General features: G+C 34.1%; 14 protein-coding genes. 5 read left to right on the plus strand and 9 right to left on the minus strand.

Features of this window, described 5'->3' with window-relative positions; genetic code table 11:
- Positions 1-19: 19 nt before the first annotated feature.
- Positions 20-1,069, minus strand: coding sequence for an L-rhamnose/proton symporter RhaT (rhaT, locus tag B0A81_RS18360; protein WP_089059348.1), 1,050 nt, complete (start codon positions 1,067-1,069; stop codon positions 20-22).
- 394 nt (positions 1,070-1,463) lie between these two features.
- On the opposite strand from rhaT, the gene B0A81_RS18365 reads away from it, so the two are divergent.
- The 3 genes from B0A81_RS18365 to B0A81_RS18375 all read left to right on the plus strand — a co-directional run bounded on the left by B0A81_RS18365 (position 1,464) and on the right by B0A81_RS18375 (position 4,730).
- Positions 1,464-2,504: a GntR family transcriptional regulator gene (locus tag B0A81_RS18365; protein ID WP_089059349.1), complete on the plus strand. Its 1,041-nt coding sequence runs from the start codon at positions 1,464-1,466 to the stop codon at positions 2,502-2,504.
- A gap of 247 nt (positions 2,505-2,751) precedes the next feature.
- Complete coding sequence (locus tag B0A81_RS18370) at positions 2,752-3,807, plus strand: serine hydrolase domain-containing protein (RefSeq protein ID WP_089059350.1); 1,056 nt, start codon at positions 2,752-2,754, stop codon at positions 3,805-3,807.
- On the plus strand, positions 3,804-4,730 hold the full coding sequence (locus tag B0A81_RS18375) for an alpha/beta hydrolase (RefSeq protein WP_089059351.1): 927 nt from the start codon (positions 3,804-3,806) through the stop codon (positions 4,728-4,730). Before B0A81_RS18370 ends, B0A81_RS18375 begins: the two co-directional genes overlap by 4 nt.
- Before the next feature lie 141 nt (positions 4,731-4,871).
- Here the strand turns inward: B0A81_RS18375 and B0A81_RS18380 are convergent, their stop codons facing one another.
- From B0A81_RS18380 to B0A81_RS18405, 6 genes are all read right to left on the minus strand, one after another.
- Positions 4,872-5,585, minus strand: a complete 714-nt coding sequence (locus tag B0A81_RS18380; RefSeq protein WP_089059352.1) for a DUF1266 domain-containing protein — start codon at positions 5,583-5,585, stop codon at positions 4,872-4,874.
- Between the two features lie 12 nt (positions 5,586-5,597).
- Positions 5,598-6,290, minus strand: coding sequence for a hypothetical protein (locus tag B0A81_RS18385; RefSeq protein WP_089059353.1), 693 nt, complete (start codon positions 6,288-6,290; stop codon positions 5,598-5,600).
- A 17-nt stretch (positions 6,291-6,307) separates the two neighbouring features.
- Positions 6,308-6,769, minus strand: coding sequence for a hypothetical protein (locus B0A81_RS18390; RefSeq protein ID WP_089059354.1), 462 nt, complete (start codon positions 6,767-6,769; stop codon positions 6,308-6,310).
- 274 nt (positions 6,770-7,043) lie between these two features.
- Entirely contained in the window at positions 7,044-8,897 is a 1,854-nt protein-coding gene (locus B0A81_RS18395) for a rhamnogalacturonan lyase (RefSeq protein ID WP_089059355.1), read from the minus strand.
- 261 nt (positions 8,898-9,158) lie between these two features.
- On the minus strand, positions 9,159-11,288 hold the full coding sequence (locus B0A81_RS18400) for a hypothetical protein (RefSeq protein WP_089059356.1): 2,130 nt from the start codon (positions 11,286-11,288) through the stop codon (positions 9,159-9,161).
- Between the two features lie 330 nt (positions 11,289-11,618).
- A complete protein-coding gene (locus B0A81_RS18405; protein ID WP_089059357.1) occupies positions 11,619-15,026 on the minus strand; it encodes a DUF4450 domain-containing protein in 3,408 nt (1,135 codons plus the stop codon).
- 330 nt (positions 15,027-15,356) lie between these two features.
- Between B0A81_RS18405 and B0A81_RS18410 the strand changes: the two genes are divergently transcribed.
- Together B0A81_RS18410 and B0A81_RS18415 are read left to right on the plus strand one after the other, a co-directional pair.
- The gene (locus tag B0A81_RS18410) at positions 15,357-18,212 is read left to right on the plus strand and encodes a glycoside hydrolase family 2 protein (protein WP_208861325.1); all 2,856 of its coding nucleotides are present in this window, start codon (positions 15,357-15,359) and stop codon (positions 18,210-18,212) included.
- A gap of 115 nt (positions 18,213-18,327) precedes the next feature.
- On the plus strand, positions 18,328-19,809 hold the full coding sequence (locus tag B0A81_RS18415; protein ID WP_089059358.1) for a rhamnogalacturonan acetylesterase: 1,482 nt from the start codon (positions 18,328-18,330) through the stop codon (positions 19,807-19,809).
- 214 nt (positions 19,810-20,023) lie between these two features.
- Here B0A81_RS18415 and B0A81_RS18420 read toward each other — a convergent pair whose 3' ends face one another.
- Together B0A81_RS18420 and B0A81_RS18425 are read right to left on the minus strand one after the other, a co-directional pair.
- Entirely contained in the window at positions 20,024-20,200 is a 177-nt protein-coding gene (locus B0A81_RS18420) for a histone H1 (protein WP_029272605.1), read from the minus strand.
- 306 nt (positions 20,201-20,506) lie between these two features.
- The gene (locus B0A81_RS18425; protein ID WP_089059359.1) at positions 20,507-21,835 is read right to left on the minus strand and encodes a rhamnogalacturonidase; all 1,329 of its coding nucleotides are present in this window, start codon (positions 21,833-21,835) and stop codon (positions 20,507-20,509) included.
- Between the last annotated feature and the right edge of the window lie 17 nt (positions 21,836-21,852).

Consider the following 21,852-nt stretch of genomic DNA (forward strand, 5'->3'; position numbering starts at 1 on the left):
TCATATGTTTTTTCAGTATTTATAAAGAGTTTCCAATTCCCACTAAAACAATCGAAAGCATAATTAATCCGATTCCCCAAAGGAATGTTCTAAATGTTTTTTTCGATACTCCTGTCCATTCTTTCAAATAGAATCCCCAGAAATTAGCCGTTAGAATAATAGTTGCCATGTGTAAAATCCATGAACTTGCACCGTTTCCAAGTTTGCTTTCGCCCATTCCGTAAAAGAAGAACTGCAAAAACCACATTGTTCCGGCAAGTGCTGAAAAGAGCACATTTTTTGTAATTGGAGTAGATTTATTGGTGTAATCACCAATGCTTTTGTTTTTGAAATTAAGGTATAAACACCAAATAAAATTGGTAGTCAAACCTCCCCAAAGCAAGACAATATAAGTTACGTTGTTTTGAAATAAAGGATTACAACCTAGTTCAACTGCTTTTTCTGCCATTGGTTTTCCAGCTTCAATTCCGTAATTAAAAAACGAACTTAATATACCCGAAATAACCGCTACGGTTAAACCTTTTGCTAAACTAAAATCTTTATCCTTATCTTCATGTCCAGTCGAAAAATCTTTCTCTTTCAACATTCCAGCTTTCCCAGAAATAGCGATTCCTAAAAGGCAAACTGCAACGCCCAACAAAACCAATTGTCCGCCAGAACTTGCCAGCATATCCGAAAATGAAATTTTACCTTCTGTTGGGTACAAATCGTAATAAATCGAGGGAACTAATGCTCCAAAAGCAGAACAAAATCCTAAGGTTATTGAATTCCCCAATGACATTCCAAGATAGCGAACTCCTAAACCGTATGTTAAACCTCCAACTCCCCAAATTAATCCCATTGAATAAGTGAAAGCTTTAATAGAAGGAGAAGCAGCAACAATGATTTCTGTAAAATTTGGAATCGTTAAATAAGCCGCAATTGGTGGTACAATTAACCAAGAAAAGAAACCGCCCACAAGCCAATAGCTTTCCCAGGCCCAATCTTTAACTTTTTTAAAAGGCATATAAAAACTACCTGAAGAAAATCCTCCGATAGAGTGAAAAATAATTCCTAATAATGATTCCATTTAATAATTTTATTTTTTGGTTAATTGTGATAGTTAATTTGGTTTTGTAAAATAATATAATGCTCGAAAGAAAACTGTCCTGTACTATCCTTTATGAATCTTGTAATTATGTTAAAACTGCTTATTATTTGCAAAGAACAATCCTTAAGTATTGGAAAAGTAAATTTAAAAACGCTATTTTAGCGATTGATTTCGTAATTATTATATCCTCAGTTCACTACTAAATTGTGAAAAACACTTAAATATAAAACAAGCCGTATTTAATTCCGCTTTTTTTGTAAGGAAAGTAATAAAATCAGTATGTAAAGCAGGTTTTAAAAACCATTTTTTTAATATTATAATTTAAAATTATGTTTCATGACCAAAATATGAAACTAGTTTGCAAAACATAATCATGATTAAATTAATTAAAATAGATGAAGATTCGAGGGTTCCAAAATACAAACAAATTGTAGACTCGATTTTACAAAATATTGCTAACGGAAATTTAAAAATAAATCAAAAAATCCCCTCTATAAACAGTTTTAGTGAAGAGTTTTACATGTCACGTGATACTGTAGAAAAGGCATATAATATACTGAAAGAGCGAAAAATTATTTCATCAATTAGAGGAAAAGGATATTATATTACGAGAACAAAACTAGAATCTAAAGTAAATATTCTGTTTTTATTTAATAAACTGAGCGCCTATAAAATGAAAACGTACAGCTCGTTTATTAATACACTTGGTGCGAATGCTCACACTGACCTTCATATTTATCATTGCGATGAAACATTATTTTTGAATTTGTTAGACAAGTTTGAAGGTGCTTATGATTATTATGTAATTACCACACATTTTAAAACAGATGAGTTAAAACATTTGAGTTTTACTGATGAAGTTGCAAAAGCAATTCAGAGAATTCCGCAGGAAAAACTAGTTTTAATGGACAACATTAAATTAGGAATGGAAGGCGAAATTATTAAAATATATCAGGATTTTGAAAACGATATTTACAATGCTTTAAAAGAAGGTTTAGAAAAGATATCAAAATACAAAAAACTAATTCTAGTTTATCCCGACAAAGCTGTTTATCCTTATCCAAGAAGAATCCTGCACGGATTTAGAAAATTCTGTGTAGAACACGAAATTAATTTTGAAATTCTAAGCGAGGTTTATGATGATATGATTCTTAAAAAAGGAGATTTATTTATTACCATTGAAGAATCTGATCTTGTAAACTTAATGAAGCAGATTCGTGATGAAGAATTTGTTTTAGGAAAAGAAATCGGTGTTATCTCTTATAATGATACTCCCTTGAAAGAATTATTAGGGATTACTGTAATGTCTACAGATTTTAATGTAATGGGAGAAACCGCTGCACGAATGATTTTAAATAAAGAAAAAGGACAGGTAAAAGTTCCTTTTAATTTTATTGATAGAAATTCTATTTAAGAGGTTCAAAGGTTCATAGATGCAAAGGTTCAAAGGTTTTAAAAGAAAGCTTTTGAACCTTTGCTTTTCTATTTAATAAAATATAATTCCAAAAGCTATATTTTTTCTTTTAAATTCCCTCCAAATTTAACTGCAGATAAATTTTAACTTCTATATTTATCCTGTTAAAATAAAAACAAAAAACAAGCGTTCCTTTTATTAAATATCAAAAACAAAACATACTAACTTAAAAAAAACTAAAGCCTAAATGAATCATTTTCTTCGACTAACGTGTACGCTATTTGTTGTGTTATTTTCTTCCTGTCATTCTTTTGCACAACAAGAAGATAATTATTCCGCCAAAATTGACAGCTTAATTAAAGTCACAAGTCCTAGATCATTTAATGGAGTAGTTTATATACAACAAAACGGAAAAACAAAGTACGCTAAAGCTTTCGGTTATCGTAATTTCAATACAAAGGAACCCCTTAAAATTTCTGATAGATTCTCAACAATGTCTATTGCCAAACAAATTACTGCAGTACTTGTTTTAACTGAAGTTGAAAAAGGAACAATCGATTTACAGGCTGTTGTTCGAAAATATTTACCTGATTTTAAATACAGCTGGGCAGATTCTGTAACTGTACATCAATTGCTTAATAATACATCAGGAATCGGCAGTGAAAGCCTTGATAAACCTTTGAAATTTTCTCCAGGGAGTAATTTTAGTTATTCTAATCCCGGCTATTCTCTTTTGGGTGAAATTCTCGAAAAGCAAAGCAAAAAAAGCTATAATCAATTAGTAACAGCATTGTTTAAAAAATGCGGTATGAATAATAGTTCTTACCCTTCGGAAAGTGCCCAAAAAACTTTAACAAAAGGACATACTGTTAAAACTGACGGAACATTTAGAGTAAATGAAAAAATTAATTTTGAGCCGTCTCAATATTTTGGTTCCAATTTAATTGTAACAGCACCAGATTTAGCAAAATGGGATGAAAAATTACATAATGGTAAACTGCTAAAAAGTGAGACTTATAAATTGATGACAACTTACTCTATTACAAACACGCATCTCCTTTTTAGTGACAAACCAATTGGTTATGGATATGGATTACGAATTAATGATCAAGGTGCTGTAAAAGAAATCGGACATACTGGATTTCATCCTAGTGAAGGATTTACTGCCGTTAATTTGTATTATCCTGCAAGTAATACCAGCGTAATAGTAATGGAAAATCAAGCAAATGAAAACTTTGATATTGCGTACTATTTTGAACAACAGATACGAAGAATTGTTTTAAAATCTAATCTTTTAAAATGAAGAAGCTGCTATTAATAGTGAGTTTGGTTCTTTTCTCGATACCCATTTTTGCTCAGAATATCTACTCAAAAGCATACGGAAACAGTAAAAATCCGGCTATTATTTTTATTCACGGAGGACCAAGCGGCAACTCTAACCTTTTTGAAGGAACAACTGCCAAAATACTGGCAAGTAAAGGTTTTTATGTTATTGTTTATGATCGACGCGGAGAAGGAAGATCTAAAGATGAAAATGCTGTAATGACTTTTGATGAAAGTTTTAACGATTTAAATCAAATTTACAAGACTTACAACATAAGCAAAGCCAATATTCTTGCTCATAGTTTTGGAGGAATCGCTGCCACTTTGTATACCGCTAAATTTCCGAAAAAAGTAAGTTCATTAGTTCTTGCAGGAGCTTTGTTCTCACAACAGGAAACTTACGATCACATTCTAAAAAATGCAGCTGAATATTTTAAAAATGATACTTCTAAACTTTCTCAGATCAAGAAGATTGAAAACCTAAACAAAAGCACTGCAGAATACCGAAAGGGATGTTATGATATAGCAAGTGAAATGAATTATTTCGCAATGCCAAAACCAACAAAAGAAAGTACAGCTTTAAGAAATCAATATGAAAAAAGCATTTTTTATAAAACTGCTGTCAAAAATGCGGAATCGCCTATCAAGTTTTACAAAAATGAATCAAAAAACAACATCGACACCAAATCGATACTTCGAGAAATAAAAGCTGAAAAGATTCCTGTTTATGCCATTTATGGTAAAAACGACGGCATATTTTCAGAGAAGCAATTAAAAGACATGCAGCAAATTACTGGTAAAAATAATTTCAAAATACTGAATAACTGTTCTCATTATTTATTTGTAGATCAGCAAAATGATTTTATAAATTTTGTATCGAATAAATTAAAAAACAAAGGCTGATCTTTTGGCTTTAATTTAAATTCCTTTTAATCGAGAAACCAATCTTAAAACAAAGAATCGCAGCATTTACAAAAGTATACGCTGCGATTCTTTTAATTTATATCTAATTTTATTCTGCTAAACTGCGAATTAATCTCTGCCTTATAAGTACTTTTTATTACTCATAGGGCTTTTTTTGTTATGAAGTAAATCGTCAGCAATTTGAATCATTCCGCTGTTGTTTGAACCTCCCCAAAGCTGTCTTCCAAATATGTAGCTTTTGGTATATTCTTCCCAAGTCACGCAATAACTCTTTAGACTTGTATATGATTTTCTAAGATATTCTTTCAATTCTACTTCAGAAAGATAACCAGCGTCATAACAACAACGTGCTAAGAAAGCTCCTCTTCCATAGTTCCAAGCAGAGTCTTTTATTCTTCTTATTTGTGCAAAATCCTTAATTACATTTTGCTCAATTAACTCAGGAACAACATTATTTAGATTTCTGTAGATCTCTAAATATCTTTTAAAAATTTCTTCTTCATGAGGTAAATTCGATTTTAAAATAGAAACATACTCTTCTCTATTCTCAAAAGCATCATACACAACGTCTATATATTCGTCTTGATTTCTTTCTTGTAAATCTAAAAGTATTTCGATGGCACCATCTTTATCAAATATACTCCAGTAATCCTCCAAAATTGTTTTTAAAATACTTTTGCTGAGTCCTGTTTCGTAAGAGTTAAGATAGGCCGATTGCTGTTCAGCATACATTGCACTAATTAATAAATAGTCTAATTGCTGACCAACGACCACATTTTTATCGTTTAATCGTATACTTTTAAACGCATTAAAAATCTTTGAAAGAAAAACCATGTCTACTTGTTTTTATTGCAGATTTGGAAACTTGCTTTGCAGCACTTTTACGAATTTTTCTCCTACTACCTGATATTTTGCTCTTGTTAAGAACTGTTTATTTACATTTAAAATATCTGCTGGATCTGGTGTATAATGCAATCTGTCATGAATTTCAAGTGACAAAGGATTACCGTCTATGTTAAATGTAATGATGTGTGTTTTTGGTAAATATTCTTCAGCCGATTTTGAGTATACTCCTAACTGTGATTTTAAGATTCCGCCATCTTTCAGTTTTGCTTCTTCAATTCGGAAATTATCAAAAACAATGTGCTCGTCTAACTCTCCAACAGTATCAGTACTAAAAAAGTGCAAATCATTACCGCTCAATACCCAAAAACATTCCGTTTCTATTCTTTGCAGTTTAACGCCTACTGCCGAAAGGGCAACATTTTTTAGACCATCGGTTACAACTTCTTGAACTTTCTCAGCTTTAGTCTGCGGCACAGATGCAGAAGTATAGGCATCGATTGTTTTTCCTTTCATCCATTCTTTTAGTTGTGGAAAATCTTGTTTTAGAACCTCTTCTTTATGAAGATCATACTTTGTTCTTTCAAAATCTAAATCAATTTCTTTTTTTACCGAAGCATGTTTTTTATTCATGTATACCATAAAAATGATACCGGCAATTACTAAAACAATGGGAATTAAAAATAGTGGATTCATAATTTAATTAAATTTATTTAAAGGTTAAGTGGTTTGACATCTTTCTTTTTTTCTTTTCCGAACAAGCCGTAAAAAATCAAGCACAGCAGAAGAAATAGAATTATTTTTCCGCCATACTGCGTATAAAATCCAAGTTTCAACAACTTGATTTTGTTTAATTTATTAGTACTGATTATTTTTTCAAGCTGTTCATCTGACAACTCATAATAACGGTCAGAATCTGGTTTTACTAACACAAGCTTTGGTTCTTGAGTAATCCAAGCGGGTATCCATGCTATACTATATTCTTGGTGAAGTCTGCCAAGATCTAAGTGTACATTTGATTCTTCTTTTGAAAGGTATTCATCGGTGTTTGGCAAGTCTGAGACAATCTCGATTCTATCAATTTTTCCAATTGGTATTTTTAATTTGGCTGAAGCTGCACTGAAAGAAAATAAACTAATAATTACTAGAACGAAATCCTTTTTTATAGATACCATAATTTTAAATCGTCTCAATTTTAATATAGGCTTTTGGGGTTAGTCTTGATCTTGTAAAACTTAAAAAAAACAACTGCATAAATATTTCCTAAAGACGGCCTCTGTGAGAGCTTCTTTACTACTCTCAAATATATATCATTTTTCTTACACCAAACAACAATGAAATTAAACTTTTAACTTTTTTACTACGATAACCTTAATTTTAAAAGGCTGATTATCATTTTATTTAAATGTTATTTTAACATTTTACAAAATACTAGGATGACTGTCGCACTTAATTATCCTGAAACTTAACCAGTATAATATTGGGCTTTGGAGCTGGTTCCATAGCTGCTCCCATATAAAAACTAGTATGCGGCGGCTGATTATAACCTACATTCTGCCAAGCGATGCTTAATCGATACTGCGGATCATGCATTAAAGTATATTGTCGCACATTGGTTGGAATTGTTGTTGAATAAATTCTGAGTTCTTTATTATCTTCAGATCTCAAGATCAATTCTTCACGCCAATCACCAAGAATATCTGCGGAAAGTGCAGGTGTCGATTTTGTGCCGTTGTTTGAAACAGCTCCTTCGGCAGTAAACAATCTTCCAAAATTATATTTATCGATATAATTTGAATTTAAAAGTTCTCTCGAAGTATCGCCGTCCCAATAGATTAAAAAGTTAGTTGAGCTTGGTGCTTTTCCAATATTATTTCCTTTCATGTCATGCAGATATGGAGAACCTGACCACCAGCATTGCGCCCCTTTTCGGGTTGGATCAATATTGTCTGCAACTCCTCGGCCTACATCTTCATTAAGAGAACCTGTAAACAGTACTTTTCCATCTTTAGCCGAAAACAAAGTGACGCCCGGACCTGTTGTTCCGTTTTCAATTTCATGAATTCCGAAAACCTCTAAACCCGGAATATCCAAATCTAGATCAGAAACATGAATCGCATCTCCGTGTCTAAAACCCGTTGTATACAAACCTTGTCCATTATCATCAACACACATCGATCCGTAGATTATTTCATCTTTTCCGTCATTATCGACATCAGCAACTGTAAGATTATGATTTCCCATTCCCGAATATGGGTTTTCAGCATCTTTACTGTCAAAAGTCCATCTTGAAATCAATTTTTTATTTTTAAAATCCCAAGCAGCCAAAACCGTTCTGCCGTAGTAACCACGGCACATTACAACACTTGGGTGAATTCCGTCGAGATAAGCAATACAGGCAATAAAACGATCCATTCGGTTTCCTTTCGTATCATTGCCACCGCTTCCTCCTCTTCCGCCCCAACCTGCTAAATCGCCTCGTTGTGGTATATAATCTACAGTTGTAACCAGCCTTCCCGTTCTGCCGTCAAAAACCGAAAGATATTCTGGGCCTTTTAAAATCTTGCCATACGTTTTAGAATCAGGATCGCGGTCAACCCAGTCTTTTGAAGCATCTCCAACCACATTTCCTTGACTGTCTGTTATTCCATCTGCAGTTTTACAAACCAATTCTGCAATACCGTCACCATCTAAATCATACACCATAAACTGCGTATAATGTGCGCCTTCGCGGATATTTTTTCCAAGATTAATCTGCCATAAAAATGTTCCATCCAAAGTATAAGCCTGAAATATTGGTGGATCTGTAATTCCTGTTTGAGAATTATCATGCCCTTTTCCCGTCATATGAACAATCAAATCGTATTTTCCATCTCCATTTAAATCACCTGTAGAAACATCATTTGCAGTATAACCCTCAATTTCTTTTAATTTAATCGATAAATATTGTTTATCGGAAGCATTCATCGAAATTGTAAAACTCCCCGAAGCTTCAGATTCTTTTCCTTTTAAAACGGTTTTTACAAACCAAGTATTTTCTTCTTTAGCATTAGCTTTAGTATCAACAAAATTGGTCGCGCCTGTAATAGGCTTTTCATTTAATAAAACGGCTTTTTTAGCACCGCTTTTTCTATAAAGATTAAAAGCCAGATCATCAGAATCTGTTCCTAAAACCCGCCAGCTGATAAAAAAATGTCCCTTATCTTTTATCGCGATAATACCGCGGTCTAGATTTTCCATTTGTCTTTGCGAAAAAATAGAAACCGATAAAAGCAATACTATTAGAAGGATTATTTTTTTCATAATTGTTATTTGAATTATAATCGATACCGGACTTTCCTTTTTTATTTTTTACGCCATCTTTATGTCATTTCAACGAAAGAGACTAGAGCTATAGTGAACAGAAGAAGTAAATCTTCGCAAGAAACTCTATAAAGATTGGGTTTTCGTTGTGGAGCTACTTGTGGAGATTTCTCTCCCGAGACTTCGGAATCGAAATGACAAACTGAGCTCGAAAATAAAAACTTAGTACCTTAGAATCTTAGAAACTTAGAACCTCAAAAATCAAAACATCTTCTTAAATCCTTCGCTCTTAACCTTCCAAGTTCCATCTTTTGGGAAACCCGGATTTTCTCCTTCAGATCCATCCCAGCCTGCACACATCATGGCAACAGCTGTTAGGATTCCGCCGTTACCTGGAAGATAAAGTGTTAATCGTTCCGCCTGATAATTATGTCCGTTTTTTAAATATGTATTCGTTGTTACTTTCATAAAAAGAGCATCAACCGCTTTATCGGGCATATTTAAACGTGCTGCCGACATCGCAGTCATCGGGAAATCCCAACCCCAGGTTTTATCCCACGACCAAGTTTTCCAAACCAGATCAAAAGTGTTTTTCATGATTTTCTTATCTAAAAGAGAAGTTTCCGGCAGCATTCCAAAAGTTCCCAAAACAGACGGATGATCGGTTTTAAATTCTGGATTGGTATAGGAATCTGTTGCGCTTTCTGTTGCCAAATACACATTATCTGCAACTGGAAGTTTTGACAATTTAGCCAAAACGGTTTCCCACTTTTCAGGGACTTTTTGGTTTAGCTTTTTCTTCCATTCAATTGCTGTTTTCAAGGCCCAGTTCCAATATGCCAATTCATACGTTGGATTAAAAGTTTCCATTGCTTTAAAACGTTCTTGAGCCGGAATCACGCCCGGACCTAAAACATAACGATCGGTTTTAGAATCGTAATTAGCAAACGAAGCCATAAAATCGGCCGTTGCAAAAACGCGTTCGCTGTATAAATTTAAAGTTGAAGTTGTTGGTTTTGCTCTGTAAATCAATTCCGCATAAGTAATAAAATGCGGCTGCTGCCAAATTAAAAATGATCCTACAGACGATGGACTTTCATTTCCGTCTGCATCAACCATTTTCTGCCATCTTGCTCCTTCAAAACCTTGTCTTTTGGCAATGTTTTTTGCTTTATCAAAAACCTTTTGATACCAAGGAAGACTCTTTTCTAACAATTCTGGTCTGTTCCAAAGTGCAAAATGAACACCATGCCACCAATGCATTTCTAAATGCGGTTTTCCGTACCAGCTGTTATACGTTAAACCCGTTTCCTGAGGTGGTACTTTTCCTGTACATTGAAGTTTCGTAAGATATTGTGACAAAATAATTCTGCGCTCCAGTTCATTGGCACGAGGATCTGTACTGCCAGAAAAATCAACGGCAGCACCGCTGTTCCAGAATTTCTCCCACCCTTTTATACTGCTGTTTTGTATGTCTGTGAAAGTGGAATTTTTAATCGCTTTTTTTTCTGCTAAAGCAAAAAGACAACTCAATTCTAATGTATTAGTATTCGAAGCTTCAACAACAAAATAATGATCTGAAGTTTGTTTTATCTGAGCGTTTCCTTTCCAATTTAAATTTACATTATACGAAATACTATCCATTACATGAGTAACAACGGCTTCTGTTTTTGACTTTGCTGTAAGTGTGCTTTTATAATCTTGTTTTCCTTCCCATTTTGTTCCCATATCTGCCCAATCTCCTGTTGGAAATGGAATTCGTAAACTTATCTTTAAACGTTTTTGCTGTAATAAATCGGATTTTACTTTTACGCCAATTTCATCTTTTTCCTGATGTGAAGCTGTTAAAACAGTTACTGGAGTTCCTTCAATTTCAAAATAACTTTCGATTTCTCCTGTCCATACATTTAGTTTTTGCGAAATGGCTTTTACGTCAGATGGCTTTGCCAAACTTCCATCTTTCTTCGTAATTTCAAAACCTAAATTTCCCAGCTGCAATAAATGCGGATTCTGTCTGAACCAGTTTACTGCTTCAACTTTTCGTTTTGGTTCTTTAATCTGAACCGTATACGAAATGTCTCTTCCGTATTGTTTATAATCTCTTAAAGTCTCTGAAAACTTATAATTATTGGTGTTTTTATAACTATCCCAACCCCACTCCGATTGTGTTCCAAGCGGAATTCCGTTTTGATATTCTTTCGGAAAAGTCTGCAGTCCAGTTGCATCAACCGTAAAAGCAAAAGCACCGTTACCAACCGTTAAAGACGCCAAAGTATCAATAGCCGAAATTTTGACATTGTGCCTTGTTACTAATGCCTTTCGATCGATTTTCTGCTGTCCGAAAATTGATATCGAAAATAGGAATGCAATAATTACTTGATATTTTTTCATTTGGTTAAATATTTTTAATGGTATCAGATTAGTTTTCAGTAAGCCTGCTCAATATTGTCATCTCGACTAGATCTTCGTTTGCTGTTCTAAATAGATTGTCGATTTTGATTGAGGAATTTCGAGTGTGATTTCTCGTTCCTCGAAATGACAAAAGGATGTTAAATCAATTATGTTTTGTAACTTTCATATGGCTATTTTTTTTGATAGTTTTTTTTGAAGTTTAGGGGTTTAAGCTTGCTTCAAATTCGCCCAACTTAACAGCCCACCGTTTGTCAGGTTGAGCTTAGTCGAAGCCCATTTTTACAATTATCTCATTATGTAATTGACTAATTATCTAATTAATGTCACACTCATCAAACCAATCACAACATCGTTTGCAATAGTTTTCAGAGTTAGGTTTTTTAAAGTTTTATTTTTGTCCAAAGGCAATTCTAAAATCGTTCCTGCACCACCGTCAACTCCATAACTGCTAAATCCTTTTATGGTTTTAAAATCCTTAAAATCTCTAGAAATTTCTCCTGTTTTAAAATAAACTCTTAGCGGTCTCGGAGCATCGGTTGTAAAGGCAAGTCCGTCAATAAAATAATCTTGCTCGATTGGCCACCAGTTTTCAGGGTTTTTTAATGGTAAAACTTCCGAAGTTCCGTCAGTATACTCTATTTTAATTTCTCCGTTTACGATTCTACTTTGCATTGGATTTGTAGTTCCTGCAAGCATAAAATAAGCGTGCGAAGCTTTTCCGCTTAACGGAATATTGATACTTTCTGGGAAATTATCCCACATCGAAGTAAAGATTATATTTTTCTGATTTTCATCAGAAGGTGTTTGAAAAGGAACTCCGTTTGGAGTTGTAATTTTTCCTGTCTGCTTTGCTTTTTCACGTAAACCTTTATCATCAATTTGAACTGAAACGTTTGGATAACACCAATTTCCAATTCCTTGTTTTGGCAATTGTAAGGTTACCGTTTTAGGTCTTGGCGACAAATATTCGTAATTGAATATATCAGTGATTTTTGCATTAAAAAAAGAGGATAATGATATCGTTTCTGTTCGCTGTGATTTGTCCAGCGGAATATCCCAGTTAAAGTCTTTCTTATTTGATTCTTTAGGTTTTATGTTTAACTCAACAGGATACCACCATGATAATTCACCCTGTTTCATCTGAATAAAGAATGTTTTATTTCCTTCGCCTTTTACAATTGATTGAAGTGTTCTTTCTTTTTTATCAATTTGACTTAAAACACCTTGAGGATCATAAATTGAAACCATTTCTCCTTTTGCAATGATAATATTTAAAGCATCACCAGAATTGTATGAAGGCTTAGTATACATTTTTCTAAAAGTTCCGCCTTTCCAATTGATGACTACATCATAAACTTTATTATAAGGAGCTTCAATGCTGATTTTTGGAGTTCCGATGCTCTCCGAAATACCTTTCCAAGAGACATTTTTTCCATTCACACTAATACTTTCAACTCCGTCAAAAGGAGCATTTAATAGTAATTTCAAGCCCATTTTTGCAGCAAAATGGTTTTCGATATGATAGTTGTCTTTCTTATCTTTTCGACTAAAATCAATCGAAATATCAGGAATTTCTAAAGATGCGTTTTCCCACTTTTCAGGAAAACCAGGTTTTATGGTTAAAACTTCATATACAGCATCCGGCTGAATCCCGAAAAGTCCTTCGACTAACGTTCGAGAAGCCATTCCAATTGGATCAGCAAAATCACGGTATAATTCGCCTCGCATAGCATCTTGATACATAAGTTGTTCAAAACCGCCTGGAGAAGCGCCTAAATACATACTCTCAATCAAAGCACTTTCCCACATTGTGTATGCTTGTTCAGATTGTCCGCCTTGCCAAAATGCCAGCGAAGTATGCAATTGTTCTGCCAAAGCAACATTATTAGTTGACCATGTATAAGGCTGCCAGTTTGTAGTGCTTATAACATACAAATCTTTTTTATCCAATCCGTCTGCTGCAATTGGAATATGCGGAATTTGATTATTGACGTAATCCAGCATTTGATAACTCTCAAAAGGGTTTGATAATTCTGAATCAATTGTATGGTAAATGCTCCAAACTCCGGGTGAATCGTGCAATATTCTATTCCCTAAAGCATCTTTATATTCGGCAAAAATTCCTTTTTTCGGAATCCAAAGCTGATTGTTTACGGCTTTTAAAATTTTATCAGCTTCTTTTTCAAAAGGAACGGCATCTATATTTAATTTTTTAGCCAGTTCTGCTGCCATTTTATTCGCATAATAATTATAAGCCGAAGAATGAATTACGCCGCCGCCGCTGTATTGCAAAGCATCGCTTGCCCAAATTGAAGCATAAGCATCATAAAGTCCGTCATTGTCTGGATCAAAATTTCGTTTTTCCCATTTTAAATGGCGTTCAATTGTCGGCCACATTTCTTTTAAGAAAGTCAAATCTCCTGTCCATTTAAAATGACGAAACATCTGATCGAAAAAAACCAGATTCATATCATAATGATGCGCGACGTTATTTTTATTCGGACTTCGGCTGATGTAACCGCTGCTGAACATTGAGGTTCCTATTTCTTCTTTCTGACGCGCTAGATTTTTTTCTTCATCAAACACAACCGGACCGCTTTCAGGCGATGTTACCTGCGAATTACTGTAACTTGTAAAATGCGTTTTTGCTCTATCGTGCCATCCTAAAGGATCTGCTGTATAAGCTCCGCGCCAAGCATTTAAATACATTCTCCAGGCAATTGCACCATGAAGATAAGCTGGACTTTCCCAAATTCCGTCAGAAGCAATAGCAAGCGCTGAACCTAATGTATTAATATAATCATCAGGCGTTTTCACTTTAATTCGATTGGCTAAAAGATGTGTTGCTGTAACCGATTTTTCATAGAGTTCGGCAATGGTTTTCTGTGTATAATTTACTTTTGAAACTTCGGGAACAAAAAGCCAATAGGTTCCTTTTTCTGAAATAGAACTTACTTTCCCGCTTATTAACGGCAATGCTTCAGACTTAGAATTAAAAAGCTCTATGGGATTATTCTGAACATTAGCATCTGCTAAACGAACATCAGAATTGGGAAAAAATCCAGTAACACTTTTATTATTTCCTGTTTTCTGTTTGTTGCTTTCAGAACCATAATCCAGAAGGAAAGATTCCTTTTTCAGCGTATATTTATTATTGAGGCAGTAATTGGGCTGTAAATAAAAAACCGATTCAGGATCTGCGCCAATATCACCGTCACGACTGAACTTTTTTCCAGTTGCACCGCCATAAGCCCAAATTAAACTAGTTTTTTTAGACCATTTTTCGCTGTATAATTTTACAATAAAACCTTCACTTTCTTTTAATGCGACAACATCAATAAACAATTTCCCTCCTTCTAAGATTGGATCTTCGATTTTGTATTGCATTGTTCCTAAAACATAACGTGTATCAATTTTCGCTGCTTCGGTAATCCATTTGCTTTCTTTTCCGTTTGTTAATCCTAATTTAAAATTACCGCCCATTCCAGGCATATACATAGCGAATTCAGGCAAATCTCCAGTTTCAACTCTAAATCCGGTGTTGGAACCATAAAGTGCACGATTAAATTTTCGGGTTCCGTTTTTTAAAACAAAACTATTCTCTTCGGGTACGTAATGTAGTTTACGAATGGGTGTTTTTTCCTGACCAAAAACAATCATAGTTGAAGTCAGAAATAAGCCCGCTAAAGTGCAAATAGTTCGTTTTTTAATTCCCATAAAATTCAAATAATTGATAATTATTAAAATTTGAATAATAAAATTTATACTCGTTTATTTTATTAATTCAATAATTGAGATGCAATTTCTTTGTTTTTTAGCGGGATACTATCCTGCACCTACCTGATTTTATAAATTTAAAAAATATATTAATTTTTAGAATTATCTAATATTTTTTAACATCATAGTACAGGATACAATATAAAAAAGGAACAAGTAGATTTGAAATTACAATTTCTATTTATTGATTAAGTGAAAAGAAATAGAATTTGTAAAATGACATTCTAAACGGATTACACCATACTTAATTTTAAAGTTCGACAAAATACTATGTTTTCAAATCCTACTATCAAAATTCTATTTTTTATCTCGCTTCACCTCTTTATTAGTCAAAATTCTAAAGCACAAAAAACAGATTTAATTTACCTTTCGGGCAAAGATTTTGAGCATCCTGTGCAATGGGATTTTTATTGTACTGATGGGAACAACAGTAAAATATGGTCTAAAATAAATGTGCCTTCTCAATGGGAACTGGAAGGTTTTGGCGAGTATACATATGGACGCTGGTACAAGGAATTGAACCAAAAAGAACCAAGCAAGGAAGAAGGTTTTTATAAATATGAATTTGAAATACCATTAGATTATAAAAATAAAAATGTTCTAATCGCTTTTGGCGGTGCAATGACGGATACTGAAGTAAAAATTAACGGAAAAATTGCGGGTGCAATACATCAGGGTGGTTTTTATGAGTTTAAATATGATATTTCTTCTTTATTAAAGTTTGGTTCTAAAAATTTGTTGGAGGTTCATGTTTGGAAACATTCTGCTAATAAATCTGTGAACAATGCTGAACGAAGAGCGGACTGGTGGCTTTTTGGCGGCATTAATCGTCCAGTCTGGCTGGAAGTTTCTCCCAAAACCCATATTCAGAATATTGCTGTAAATCCGAAAATGGACGGTTCGATTACTGTTGATTTAAACCTGCAAGATATTCCAAAAAACACGCTTTTAGAAGTTTCTCTTTCTGGTAAAAATGGAGAAAATTTCTCTGCTTTTACTTTTCCGCTTAAAGCGAAAACCACAAAAGAAACTATCACGGCAAAATGGGAAAATATTAAACCATGGAATCCTGAAGCTCCTAATTTATACAATCTAAAACTGGCTGTAAAACAGAACGGAACTGTACTTCATGAATACGAGAAAAAGATTGGCTTTAGAACTTTAGAATTTAAAAAGAAAGACGGCATTTATGTAAACGGCACCAAAATTATCATGAAAGGTATTAATCGTCATTCTTTTTGGCCGGAAGGCGGACGCAGTACAAGTAAACGTATCAGTGAACTAGATGTTAAACTAATTAAAGATATGAATATGAATGCCGTTCGCGGTCATTATCCGCCTGACGATCATTTTCTGCAAGTCTGTGATTCGCTTGGTCTTTTTGTTTTAAATGAATTGGCAGGATGGCAAAATTCGTATAATACTGAAACGGGAACTAAATTGGTTAAAGAAATGGTGACGCGCGATGTAAACCATCCATCAGTTATAATTTGGGATAACGGAAATGAGGGCGGCTGGAATTACGATGTTGATAAAGTATTTGCCGAAAATGATCCGCAAAAAAGAATTGTCATTCATCCGTGGGCCGATTTTAATGGTTGGGACACACACCATTACCCAACTTATCTAACAGGAATGCATCGCTTTAATTCGGGTGAAAATGTATTTTTCCCAACTGAATTTATGCACGGAACTTACGATAACGGTCACGGAGCTGCATTAGAAGATTTTTGGAATCGGTATAAAGAAAGTCCGCTTTTTGCTGGAGGTTTTATGTGGGCAATGCTTGATGAAGCGGTAAAACGCTCGGACTGGAAAGGCGAACAAAAGTTTGATTCAAAAGGTTCTTTGGCAGCTGATGGAATTCTAGGACCTCATCGTGAAAAGGAAGGGAGTTATTTTTCGGTTAAAGAAATTTGGGCGCCGATTCAATTTCAGTCCAAACAAATTACGGATGCTTTTGATGGTACTTTTTTAATAACGAATGATTATCTATTCAGCAATTTGAATTCTTGTAAAATGGAATTTAAAGTTCTAAAGTCAGAAAATGATGTTCTATATACGAATAAAACAGCTCAAGAAATAAGTTCAGGGAAAATTGAAATTCCAAGTATTGAACCAGGAGAAACACGAAAGATAAAATTTGATGTACCGCAAAATTTCTATGAAGGTGATATTTTATCAATCACGGCTTTTGACCAATTTGAAAAGGAAATTTATACTTGGACATGGACAATTCACAAAGCTGCATTTTATGCTTCAAAATTTTTAGCGATTCAAAATACAAAAGCAAAAGCTTCAGTTACTAAAAGCAATTCTGAAATTATTTTAAAAGGAAACGATGTTACGGTAATTATAAATGCAGCAACGGGAGAACTTCAAAAAATCAGCAATAAAACTGCTGTGATTCCGCTTACAAATGGTCCGCGCCCAATTGGAATGAAAGCAAAATTAAAAGATATTCAGATTTCGCAAGAAGGTGAAAAAGCAGTCTGCATTGTAAATTATTCAGGTGGATTATCTTCTATAAAATGGATTATGGAAGCTGATGGAAGATTGAAAATGGAATTACTGGCTTTAAAAAATACTTCTGGCGGAGAAGGTTTTGATGGTGCTTTTTTTGAAGATAAAATCAGTGCTTTTGGTATTACATTTAGTTTTCCTGAAAAAGAAGTTACTGGAATTAAATGGTTTGGAAGAGGTCCGTATAGAGTTTGGAAAAACAGAATCAAAGGCACAACATACGGTTTTTGGGAGAAAGAATACAACAATACGATTACCGGAGAAAGCTTTGAAAACCTGATTTATCCAGAATTCAAAGGATATCATGCTAATGTATTGGGTGCCAATTTAAAAGCAGGAACCTCATCGTTTAAAGTTTTCAGCGAATCTGATAATTTGTTTTTGAGATTATTTACACCAGATCTGCCTAAAAATAGTTTTTCAGGAAGTTACCCGCAGCCCGATTTTCCCGAAGGTGATATTTCGTTTATGTATGAAATTCCGGCAATGAGAGATTTTAAACCTTTGGAACAACAAGGACCGCAAAGCCAGCCGACAAACATCCGAATTAAAAAAGGCGACGATGGGATAAAGATGGATTTGTGGTTTGATTTTAGATTTTAGATTTTTCCTAAAGGCTTCGACTTCGCTCATCCTGACAAATAAAAACAGCTGTCATCCTGAGCGAAGTCGAAGGCTAATTTACTACTTACAACTCATAACTTATAATTGAAAAAACATGAAATCACTTAAGATATTTTTCATTTTCTCTTTGGCTGTATTATTCATCAATTTTACACCGAAACAAGACCATAAACCTACTCTTTTTACGGTGGGAGATTCTACTGTAAAAAACGGAAAAGGCAATGGCGCAGGCGGACTTTGGGGCTGGGGAGATTTTATTGGACAGTTTTTGGATACTACTAAAATTAAAATCGAAAATCATGCTCTAGGCGGAACAAGCAGTCGTACTTTTCAAGATAAAGGTTTGTGGAATGTGGTTTTAAACAAACTTAAAAAAGGCGATTATGTACTAATTCAATTTGGACATAATGATGACGGCCCTTTAAATGACAGTCTGCGTGCTCGAGGAACGATCAAAGGTATTGGAAATGAAACTCAGGAAATTGATAATATACTGACTAAGAAGCAAGAAACGGTACACAGTTATGGCTGGTATATTCAGAAAGTAATTCGTGAGGCTAAATCAAAAGGCGCTATTCCGATTGTTTGTTCACCAATTCCGAGGAATGACTGGAAAGATGGAAAAGTACCTCGAAACGATAATTCATATGGTTTATGGGCAAAACAAATTGCGGAAAAGGAAAAAGTTACATTCATTAATTTGAATGAAAAAATGGCTCTTGAAATGGAAAAATTAGGGGAACAAAAAGTAACGGGAACTTATTTTTATAAAAGAGATCATACACACACCTCTGCAAAAGGGGCTATTTTATCTGCTTCAACAATAATTGATGAAGTAAAGCACAGTAAAAACTCCTTAAAAATTTATGTTCTTGAAAACCCGAAAATTGTTCTGCCTGTAAAAAACAAAGTCTTTTTAATAGGGGATTCTACTATGGCTGATAATGGAAATCCAGATGCTGTTGGCTGGGGCGTTGCTTTTCCAAAATATTGTGATACTACTCGCATTGCGGTTATCAATAAAGCAAAAGGCGGCAGAAGTAGTAGAACTTTTGTTTCTGAAGGTCTTTGGGATGAAGTAAAAAATCAGTTACAACCGGGTAATTTTCTTTTAATTCAGTTTGGTCATAATGATGCCGGTGCGGTTGATAAGGAAAAATTCAGAGGTTCGTTAAAAGGAATCGGCGATGAAACACAGGAAGTAATTCGTCCTGATGGATCAAAAGAGCTTGTACATACTTTTGGCTGGTATATGACAAAGTTTATTAGAGAAGCTAAAGAAAAAGGCGCGATTCCAATTGTTTTAAGCTTAACGCCAAGAAATGAATGGCCAAACGATAAAGTAGAACGCAGAGTAGATACGTATATAAAGTGGTCGAAAGAAATTGCGGAGAAAGAAAATGTTCTTTATATAGACTTAAGCGAAGCGCTTGCTAAAAAATATGAGGCTCTAGGAAAAGAAAAAGTAAAGAGCTTTTTCCCAAAAGACCACACACATACGGGTGCAGAAGGCGCTGACTTAAATGCATTGACCGCAGCAGAATGTATTAGGAAGGTTATGGGGAAAGAGCTATGAGCTATGAGTTGTGAGTTGTGAGTTGTGAGTTGTGAGTTGTGAGTTGTGAGTTGTGAGTTGTGAGCAAGCCTTCGACTTCGCTCAGGCTGACAGCTTTTTTTCATTTGTCAAGCTGAGCGGAGTCGAAGCCAACCTGAAACTTGAAACTTGAAACCTGAAACCTGAAACTTGAAACAAAAAAAAACCTCGTCAGGTTGACGAGGTTTTAGTTGTATTATTTTTTTGATTCTTCGATAGAAACTTTTCTGAACTCTTTCAAAAGTTTTTCGATTTCTAAAGTAGCTTTACGTGCTCTTGGTCCTGCAGCTTTGATACCTTTTTCAGTTAAAGATTCAGCTTCTGCTTTGAATGCGTCAATTTCGGCGTTGATTTTTACTAATAGATCTTTCATGCTTGTACTTATTAAATTAAGGCGCAAAAATAGAGGTTTGATTGATAGTTACAATAAATTTGCTGTTAAAATTATCATTGTTTTTTGTGCTTTAAATTAGCGTTAAAATCACATTTTATTTCTATCAAAACTTACTCATTACAACAAACTATTAATCAGGTATTTACTAACAAATAAAAAAGACAATGCTCTTACAAGTGCTTCGAGATGCTAGTTTAAAAAAACATACAAACTTTAAAAAAAAGCTAAAATTAGTTCTGTTTTAGTTAAAAACTGGTGATTGTTTATTGAGGATATGCGTAAAAATTACTCTATTAACTGCTTATTTACATAGACATTCTTAAAACTCACACCTTTTATTAGGCTTTTATCAATACTTGTTTTGGCCGCTTGAATGTTCAAATTCTCGAATGCAAAATTAGATAAACGTACGTTTGGATCGTTTTCTACACCATAAAAGGTTTCACATTTTAAATCAATATTTTTCAAGGTTACATTGTCTCCATAAGACAATGGAACGTCTGGACGGCCTTTTAAATCAAAAAATTGTTTCCAAGCAAATATCGCCAATCCAGTTTTGGCTTCTCCTTTTATATCTTCCACTCTTATGTATTCATATCGCTGCGGTGTATCTGGTCTCATTTTTAGCCATAACATTCGTGAAGCTCCATCTATTTTACAATTTCTCATAATGACATTTCTGTTATGAATAGATTCACTTCCGTTTGTTAATGCGGAATGACAAAATCCGAAATTGGTGTTTTCAATAATTATATTAGAATTTGGACCGTTGTTTTTATCTTGATCTGCATAAGGACCTTTTCCGCCTTTTAAAGCAATTGCATCATCGTTTACTGACATATAACAACCTCGTATTAACACATTACTGCAAATGTCAATATCGATGGCGTCTGTGCTTGGTGCTTTAATTTCGATATGAGGTGAAAAAATATACAAATCCAGCAGTTTTACATCATTGCATTTATAAAAATGATTCGTCCAAAAACCAGAGTTAATCAATTTTACATCCTGAAGTTGTACATTGTTTGAGTTCCATACAAAAACAAGTCTTGGTCTCGAAACTTCTAGATTGGTGCACTTTGAATTAATTTTTCGTCTTTCCCAAAAGGCTTCCCAGTATTTTTTACCATTTCCGTTAATGGTTCCTTTTCCTGAAATCGAGAAATTGTCAACACCGTAAGCATTTACTAAAGCAGGGAAGTAATCTAGGTTCTGCCCTTCCATTCGTGATGGCATTATTGGATAATCAGCAATATTATCTGAGCCTTTTAAAACTCCTCCTTCTGAAACGTATAATGCTGTTTTTGGTTTAAAAAATAAAGCACCGCTTAAATAAACTCCTTTTGGAATAACAATTACTCCTCCTCCATTTGCCGCAGCTTTATCAATAACTTTTTGTATTGCAGCGGTCTGAATTTTAGTGCTGTCTTTCCCAACATTAAAATCTGTAATAAGGTATTGTTTGCCTAAACTCTTTAATTGAATTTTAGAATAATCTTTAAACCAATTTGAAATTGGACTTCCATCTGGGAATGTGTCATTAGTATAATTCTGCGAGAATGTGACTTGAGAAAAGCCAATAACGCAAAAAAGGATTCTTAAAATAGTTTTCATTTGGTTAGTTGTTAGTT

It is taken from the genome of Flavobacterium plurextorum (genome assembly GCF_002217395.1).
Lineage (GTDB): Bacteria > Bacteroidota > Bacteroidia > Flavobacteriales > Flavobacteriaceae > Flavobacterium > Flavobacterium plurextorum.

Coding starts and splice junctions, on each gene's coding strand:
- B0A81_RS18400 (WP_089059356.1), bottom strand. CDS start 11,288: ATGAAAAAATATCAAGTAATTATTGCATTCCTATTTTCGATATCAATT.
- rhaT (WP_089059348.1), bottom strand. CDS start 1,069: ATGGAATCATTATTAGGAATTATTTTTCACTCTATCGGAGGATTTTCT.
- B0A81_RS18365 (WP_089059349.1), top strand. CDS start 1,464: ATGATTAAATTAATTAAAATAGATGAAGATTCGAGGGTTCCAAAATAC.
- B0A81_RS18375 (WP_089059351.1), top strand. CDS start 3,804: ATGAAGAAGCTGCTATTAATAGTGAGTTTGGTTCTTTTCTCGATACCC.
- B0A81_RS18395 (WP_089059355.1), bottom strand. CDS start 8,897: ATGAAAAAAATAATCCTTCTAATAGTATTGCTTTTATCGGTTTCTATT.
- B0A81_RS18380 (WP_089059352.1), bottom strand. CDS start 5,585: ATGGTTTTTCTTTCAAAGATTTTTAATGCGTTTAAAAGTATACGATTA.
- B0A81_RS18390 (WP_089059354.1), bottom strand. CDS start 6,769: ATGGTATCTATAAAAAAGGATTTCGTTCTAGTAATTATTAGTTTATTT.
- B0A81_RS18370 (WP_089059350.1), top strand. CDS start 2,752: ATGAATCATTTTCTTCGACTAACGTGTACGCTATTTGTTGTGTTATTT.
- B0A81_RS18425 (WP_089059359.1), bottom strand. CDS start 21,835: ATGAAAACTATTTTAAGAATCCTTTTTTGCGTTATTGGCTTTTCTCAA.
- B0A81_RS18405 (WP_089059357.1), bottom strand. CDS start 15,026: ATGGGAATTAAAAAACGAACTATTTGCACTTTAGCGGGCTTATTTCTG.
- B0A81_RS18385 (WP_089059353.1), bottom strand. CDS start 6,290: ATGAATCCACTATTTTTAATTCCCATTGTTTTAGTAATTGCCGGTATC.
- B0A81_RS18420 (WP_029272605.1), bottom strand. CDS start 20,200: ATGAAAGATCTATTAGTAAAAATCAACGCCGAAATTGACGCATTCAAA.
- B0A81_RS18415 (WP_089059358.1), top strand. CDS start 18,328: ATGAAATCACTTAAGATATTTTTCATTTTCTCTTTGGCTGTATTATTC.
- B0A81_RS18410 (WP_208861325.1), top strand. CDS start 15,357: ATGTTTTCAAATCCTACTATCAAAATTCTATTTTTTATCTCGCTTCAC.